Below are 6,095 nucleotides of genomic sequence, written 5' to 3' on the forward strand. Positions count from 1 at the left end.
CCGGCTCACCCCGACCCCCAGCTCCACGGCCACCGCGTGCGCCAGCACCGCCTCGTCGCTGCTGTTCCACACCACCACCCGGTCCACCCCGGCCCCGGCGAGGCGGGCGGCCAGCGCCGCCGCCACCACGCGCACCGCCGACGGCGAGGCCGCCGTGTTCAGCGTCGGCCCGTAGCTGTCCGGCGCGATGCCCAGCTCGGCCACCGCCGCCCGCACGGCGATGTAGGCGGCGTTCTCGTTCTCGGTCATCCCTGCGGCTCCCTGTGCCTGGTCTTCCTGCGTGCGTCGGGCTGCGTGCGCCGACCCACCTGCGCCGACCCGCCCGCGCGCGCCCGCCCGTCCACCCGCGCCGAGCTGCGCGCTGCGGGCCGACGGCCGCCGATCACGGCGGGTCCGTTCGAGCGAACCCCGCTGAGCCGTTCAGCGCAACGGTCGGGTGGCCGAGGTCTCCGAGATCAGCACCGGGAACCCGGCCCGGAAAAGCGAAAACCGGGGCGCCACCCGAAGGGGCGCCCCGAGGTCGTGCTCCGCCGGTGGCCGCGCCCCCCACAGACGCGGGGGCGCGGCCACTCCGGCTCACCCGATGTCGAACCGGGCCTTCACCTGGCGCTCCACGAGGTCCACGACCGCGTACAGCACCCAGCCGATCAGGCACAGCAGGATCAGGGTGATGAAGACGACCTGGATGTCGTCGTTGTCCTGAGCCTGCTTCTCCAGGTACCCCAGGCCGGCCTGCGCGCCGATGAACTCGCCGATCACCGCCGCCGTCACCGCCTGGAGCACGCCGACCCGCAGCCCCGCCAGCAGCGCGGGCAGCGCGAACGGCAGCTGGAGCACCCTGGCCCTGCGCGCGCCGGACATGCCGAGCACGACCGACAGGTCGTCGAACGCGGTCGGCATCCCGCGCAGCTTGGCCACGACGTTCACCAGGATCGGGTAGAACGTCACCAGCGCGATCAGCGTGATCTTCGAGCCGATGCCCAGCCCGAGCCACAGCACGATCAGCGGCGCGATCGAGATCTTCGGGGTCACCTGGACCACGACGATCACCGGCATCAGCAGCTTCTCCAGCCACCTCAGCCGCACGAACAGCACCGCGAGCAGCACACCGGCCACCGTGCCGATCAGCACGCCCTGCAGGACCTCGGCGAGGGTCTGCGCGAGGTGCACGCCCAGCCCGCCGCCGCGGAACAGGGTCACGGCCCTGCTCACCAGCTCGCCGGGGCTGGGCAGCACGTAGTCCGGCACGACCGGCAGCGACGCGGCGGTCCACCACGCGGCGATGCCCACGGCCAGGGACACCAGGCCGGCGAGCAGCGCGGTGCCGCGCGCCGGTGCGGTCGGGGAGCTCATCGGACGTTCTTCACCATCTCGTCGGCGTTGAACTCGTTGTCGATCAGCTTGAACCCGACCTGGGCCTTGATGGACTCGTTCCAGCGGTCCACGTTGCCGTAGCCGAGGCCGTGCTCCTCGGTGTCGGCCGACTGCCACAGGGTCAGCGCGAACACGTCGTCCAGGATCAGCTCGATCTGGGCCTCCTGGCCCTCGAACGTGGGCGCGTAGTCCTTGATGGCCATCCTGGTGGCCTCGCCGACGTTGTCGATCACGTACTGGATGCCCTCGTTCAGGGCCGCGTTGAACGACTTCACCGTCTCGGCGTCGGAGTTCACCTTCTCCGGGTTCGCGATGACGATGTTGCCGAACGACGGCAGGTACTCGTCGCTCAGCACCTGGCCGACGCCCACCCCGGCCTGGAGCAGCGCGTAGTAGCGCAGCCGGGAGAAGACGATCGCGTCGACCTGTCCGTTCTTCATGGCGTCCACGATCGCGCCGGTGCCGATGGTCTCGACCTGCACCTCGGACAGCGGCACGTTCTCCTTGGCCAGCATCGCCTGCAGCTGCGCGTAGTTCGCGCTGCCCAGGTCGGTCACGCCGACCTTGCGGCCCTTGAGGTCCGCCGGGGTCTTGATGCCGGAGTCGTCGCGGAACAGCAGCGCGCCGATGCCCTGCTGGTACGTGGTGTGCACGACGTTGGTCTTGATGCCCTTGGCGTACGCGGTGATCACCGAGTCGCCGTTGGGGAAGCCGAAGTCCACGTTGCCCGCGGCGACGTTCTGCACGATGTCCGCGCCCTGGGCGTAGGTGAACTCCACCTCCAGGCCGTGGTTCTTGAAGAAGCCCTGCTTCTGCGCGGCGTACAGCGGGGCGTAGTACGGCACCGCCGAGCCGTCGATCTGCATGGTGACCTTCTTGGTGCCGCCCTCGCCCGAGGACGAGGACGAGCCCGCGTCGGCGGGGCTGCACGCGACCAGCGCGGCGGCGGTGGCCACCACGGCGGTCAGGGCGCCGAAGCGGCGGCGGGACAGGGTGGAGCTGGACATGCTTTTCCCTTCGGGGATGCGGGGTTCTAGCAGGGGGAGGGCGCCCGGCAGGGGTCGGGGGACCCGGCTAGCGGCGCCACGGCAGTGCGATCCGCTCGACCAGCCCGACCAGGCCGAACCCGGTCAGGCCGACCACGACCGTCAGCAGGACGGCGGCGAGCAGCTGGGGGGTGTCGTAGGTGCTCTTGCCCATCACCATCAGGTAGCCGAGGCCCTGCTTCGCGGACAGGTACTCGGCCAGGAACGCGCCGGTCATCGCGTCGATCACGGCGATCCGGGCGCCCGCGAACAGGGCGGGCAGCGCGGCGGGCAGCTGCACGCGCAGCAGGAACCGCCCGCGGTCCATGGCCAGGACGCGGCCGAGCGCGCGCATGTCGTCGGTGACCTCGCCCAGGCCGAGGGTCATCGCGATCATCATCGGGAAGAACGCGAGCATCACCACGAGCGTGAGCTGCGAGCCGAGGCCCAGGCCGAACCACAGCACCAGCAGCGGGGCGACGGCGATCTTCGGCGCGGCCTGGAACAGCACCACGTACGGCGCGAGCAGCATCCGGGCGCGCGGCGAGGACGCCAGCACCCAGCCCAGCGCGCAGCCGATCAGGATGCCCGAGACCAGGCCGATGACGATGTTGCGCACCGTGTAGCCCAGGTGCGGCCACAGCTCGCCGCTGCTCGCCAGCCCGGCCAGCGACTCGGCGACGGCTCCGGGCGCGGGCAGCAGGTACTGCGGGACGTCGGCGAGCGTGACGTACAGGTGCCACGCGCCGACCACCACCGCCAGGTACAGCGCCGCCGTGCCCGCGCGGCGCAGGTCGAACCGGCCGCGCGCCCTCGGCACGGCGGTCTCGTCGACCAGGTCGCGCACGCTCATGCCAGCTCCCCGCGCAGCATCCCGGCGAAGCGGCCGAACTCGGGCAGCTCGCGGGTGGCGGGGGTGCGGTCGCGGTGCAGCGGCACCCGGTGCACCGCGCGGATGCGGCCGGGGCGCGCGGACATCACCACGACGCGGTCGGCCAGGGAGGCGGCCTCCTCCACGCTGTGCGTGACGAAGACGATCGTCTTCCTGGTGCGCTCCCAGATCCGCAGGATGTCGTCGTGCAGGCGGTCGCGGGTGATCGCGTCCAGCGCGCCGAACGGCTCGTCCATCAGCAGGATCTGCGGGTCGTAGGCCAGCGCGCGCACGATCGCGGTGCGCTGGCGCATCCCGCCGGACAGCTCCTTCGGGTAGGACTTGGCGAAGTCGCCCAGCCCCACCAGGTCCAGCAGCTCGGCCACCCGCTGCTCGGCGCCCTCCAGGTCCTTGCGGCCCTCCAGACCCAGGCCGACGTTGCCCGCCACGGTGCGCCACGGCAGCAGCGCGGGCTCCTGGAACACGAAGCCGATGTCCTTGCCGGGGCGCGGCGGGCGCCGCCACTCGACGGTCCCGGTGTAGTCGTCGTCCAGGCCGGCGACCATGCGCAGCAGCGTCGACTTGCCGCAGCCCGACGGTCCGATGACCGCGACGATCTCGCCGTCGGCGATGTCCAGGTCGATGCCCTCCAGCGCCTGCACCGTCGCGCCCTTGGCCGTGCGGTAGCGCTTGTCGACGCCTCGGATGCTCAGCAGCGGCCGGGGAGGGGCGGGTGCCGGGACGCCGGGCTGGGCGCCGCTCGGGGCGGGAGGGGTCACGTCGTGGCTCCGCAATCGTGGTCGGTTTCCGGGGTGCGGCCCGGAGTGTTCCATGCGGTGGAAGTCCCTTTCCACCTCGGGGTGGGTGCTCACCGGAACAGCAGCTCGGTGATCGCTCTGCGTAGCGATTCGCGTCAGCGCAGATCAGCCTGCTTTATCCGGCGCGAAAAATCCACTGTGACCGTTCGCAGTGGAGGTTGACAGCCGTTCGGCCGACCAACAGACTGCCCGATCTGGAAACCCCCTTTCCACCATGAGTGCCGGCGCGTCCGGCGGTGAGGAGCGCGCCCGGTGGCCCGCAGCGCAGCAGACCCCTGGCTCGACGGGCGGCCCCCGCACCTGCCGTGCGGCCCCGGCGACCTGCCCGAGGTGTGCCTGCTCCCCGGCGACCCGGCGCGCGTCGACCGGGCCGCCCAAGTGCTCGACGACTTCCGCGTCCTCGGGCAGAACCGCGAGTTCAGGGTGGGTGTCGGCACCTTTGGCGGGACCCCCGTCGCGGTCTGCTCGACCGGCATCGGCGGGCCGTCCACCGAGATCGCCGTGGTCGAGCTGGCCCGCCTCGGCGTGCGCACCGTCATCCGCACCGGCGGCATGGGGGCGCTCGGCGCGCACATCGAGCCGGGCGACCTGTGCGTGGTGACCGAGGCCGAGCGGGAGGGCGGGGCCGCCCGGCACTACGCCGACCCGGAAATCCCCGCCCTCGCCACGACGGCGGTCTCCGAGGCGCTGCTGGCCGCCGCGCCCGCGCATTTCCGGCGGCCCGCCCACCGAATTCGCGTGCTCTCCTGCGACAGCTATTACGTCGGAGAGGGCAGAGCGTTGGACCGAATGGAGGAACGCGCCGCCCGACGTTTGGCGGAAATCGAGGCCATGGGCGTCGACGCCATGGACATGGAGTGCGAGACCGTGTTCGCGGTCGGGACCGCGATGGGGTTGCGCGTCGGGGCCGTCCTGGTCGCCCACGCGTCCCGCGCGAGCGACAGCTGGCTGGAGGACTACGAGCCCGCGCAGCTGGCGATGCTGCGGGTGGCGGCGGCAGCGGCGCGTGACCTGGTGGCCACCCCGGGTGTGTGAGCTGGGCGACTCGGCGTGAGAATCACGCGATCAACTTCTCGCCCTCACCCGGAGGTCAGGTGGCCGAGGCAACCCGTCCCATGCAAGTGGTAGTAAGAGCGCTCGACGTGCTCGGCGCGCTGTCCGCGGCGGGCACCAGCCGCAGCCTCCAGGAGCTGCACGAGCAGCTCGACATCCCCGTCGGCAGCATGCACCGGCTGCTGGCGACCCTGGAGCAGTCCGGCTACGTGTCCCGCTCGCCGGTCAACCGCCGCTACTTCCTGGGCCGCTCCGCCCGCGCGCTCGGCCAGCAGGCCAGGGCGAACGGCGCCAGGCTCGTCCGCCCGCCCGCGCCGCTGGAGGTCGCGGCGCGGGAGAGCGGCGAGACCGTGTTCCTGAGCGAGCTGATCGGCGACGTGCCGGTGTGCGTGGCGCTCGTGGAGGCCAGGCACCCGCTGCGGCTGTTCGTCCGGATCGGCCAGGAGATGCCGCTGCACGCCGCGTCGTCGGCGCGCAGCATCCTGGCGTTCCAGGAGGACGAGGTGGCGCGGGCGCTGCTCGCGAACGCCCCGCTCACCGAGTACACGTCGGGCACCCCGCGCACCACCGAGGGCGTGCTGGAGCACCTGTCGGTGGTGCGCGCGCAGGGCTACGACGTGTGCGACAACGAGCTGGACCGCAACGTGTGGGCGGTGTCCGCGCCGGTGCGCTCGATCGACGGCAGCGTCGGCGCGAGCGTGACCCTGGCGGCGGCGGGCGCGCGGATGCGCGACCCGCTCGACCGCACCAGGGCGACGGCGACCGTGCTGCGCGCGGCGCGGGCGCTGTCGGAGGAACTGGGGTACGTCGCGGACGAGGACTGACCCCCGCGCGTGGCGCCCGCCCCACCCAGGGCGCCGATCCCGAGCGCTGCTCTCGGGACCTGTTGGTGGCGCAGTGGATTCCGCCGGACATCACGTGACGTCAGGCCGCTTCCGCGCCACCTCACCCCAC

The 6,095-nt window shown here is 72.3% G+C and carries 7 protein-coding genes; 2 read left to right on the forward strand and 5 right to left on the reverse strand.

All coding sequences use genetic code 11. The features are described 5' to 3' along the window. The 5 genes from ACTUAL_RS25765 to ACTUAL_RS25785 form a co-directional block, all read right to left on the reverse strand. On the reverse strand, positions 1 to 249 hold a 249-nt coding region (locus tag ACTUAL_RS25765; protein WP_440902061.1), incomplete at its 3' end, for a hypothetical protein. A gap of 327 nt (positions 250 to 576) precedes the next feature. Next, positions 577 to 1,353 carry an ABC transporter permease gene (locus ACTUAL_RS25770; RefSeq protein WP_440902062.1) on the reverse strand — a complete coding sequence of 259 codons (777 nt, stop codon included), beginning with the start codon at positions 1,351 to 1,353 and terminating at the stop codon, positions 577 to 579. After that, entirely contained in the window at positions 1,350 to 2,381 is a 1,032-nt protein-coding gene (locus ACTUAL_RS25775; RefSeq protein ID WP_177154334.1) for an ABC transporter substrate-binding protein, read from the reverse strand. Before ACTUAL_RS25775 ends, ACTUAL_RS25770 begins: the two co-directional genes overlap by 4 nt. A 67-nt stretch (positions 2,382 to 2,448) precedes the next feature. Further along, positions 2,449 to 3,252: an ABC transporter permease gene (locus tag ACTUAL_RS25780; protein ID WP_440902063.1), complete on the reverse strand. Its 804-nt coding sequence runs from the start codon at positions 3,250 to 3,252 to the stop codon at positions 2,449 to 2,451. Then, positions 3,249 to 4,049, reverse strand: coding sequence for an ABC transporter ATP-binding protein (locus ACTUAL_RS25785; protein WP_440902064.1), 801 nt, complete (start codon positions 4,047 to 4,049; stop codon positions 3,249 to 3,251). Before ACTUAL_RS25785 ends, ACTUAL_RS25780 begins: the two co-directional genes overlap by 4 nt. A 291-nt stretch (positions 4,050 to 4,340) precedes the next feature. Between ACTUAL_RS25785 and ACTUAL_RS25790 the strand changes: the two genes are divergently transcribed. Both ACTUAL_RS25790 and ACTUAL_RS25795 read left to right on the forward strand, forming a co-directional pair. After that, positions 4,341 to 5,123 (forward strand): nucleoside phosphorylase, encoded by a 783-nt coding sequence (locus ACTUAL_RS25790; protein WP_440902065.1) that lies wholly within the window; start codon positions 4,341 to 4,343, stop codon positions 5,121 to 5,123. Between the two features lie 59 nt (positions 5,124 to 5,182). Next, positions 5,183 to 5,965, forward strand: a complete 783-nt coding sequence (locus ACTUAL_RS25795; RefSeq protein ID WP_015803597.1) for an IclR family transcriptional regulator — start codon at positions 5,183 to 5,185, stop codon at positions 5,963 to 5,965. The last annotated feature ends 130 nt before the right edge of the window (positions 5,966 to 6,095 follow it).

It is taken from the genome of Actinosynnema sp. (assembly GCF_052038725.1).

What these genes read in the sequence shown, in the direction of transcription:
- ACTUAL_RS25770 (WP_440902062.1), bottom strand. Translation starts at nt 1,353, where the DNA reads ATGAGCTCCCCGACCGCACCGGCGCGCGGCACCGCGCTGCTCGCCGGC.
- ACTUAL_RS25775 (WP_177154334.1), bottom strand. Translation starts at nt 2,381, where the DNA reads ATGTCCAGCTCCACCCTGTCCCGCCGCCGCTTCGGCGCCCTGACCGCC.
- ACTUAL_RS25780 (WP_440902063.1), bottom strand. Translation starts at nt 3,252, where the DNA reads ATGAGCGTGCGCGACCTGGTCGACGAGACCGCCGTGCCGAGGGCGCGC.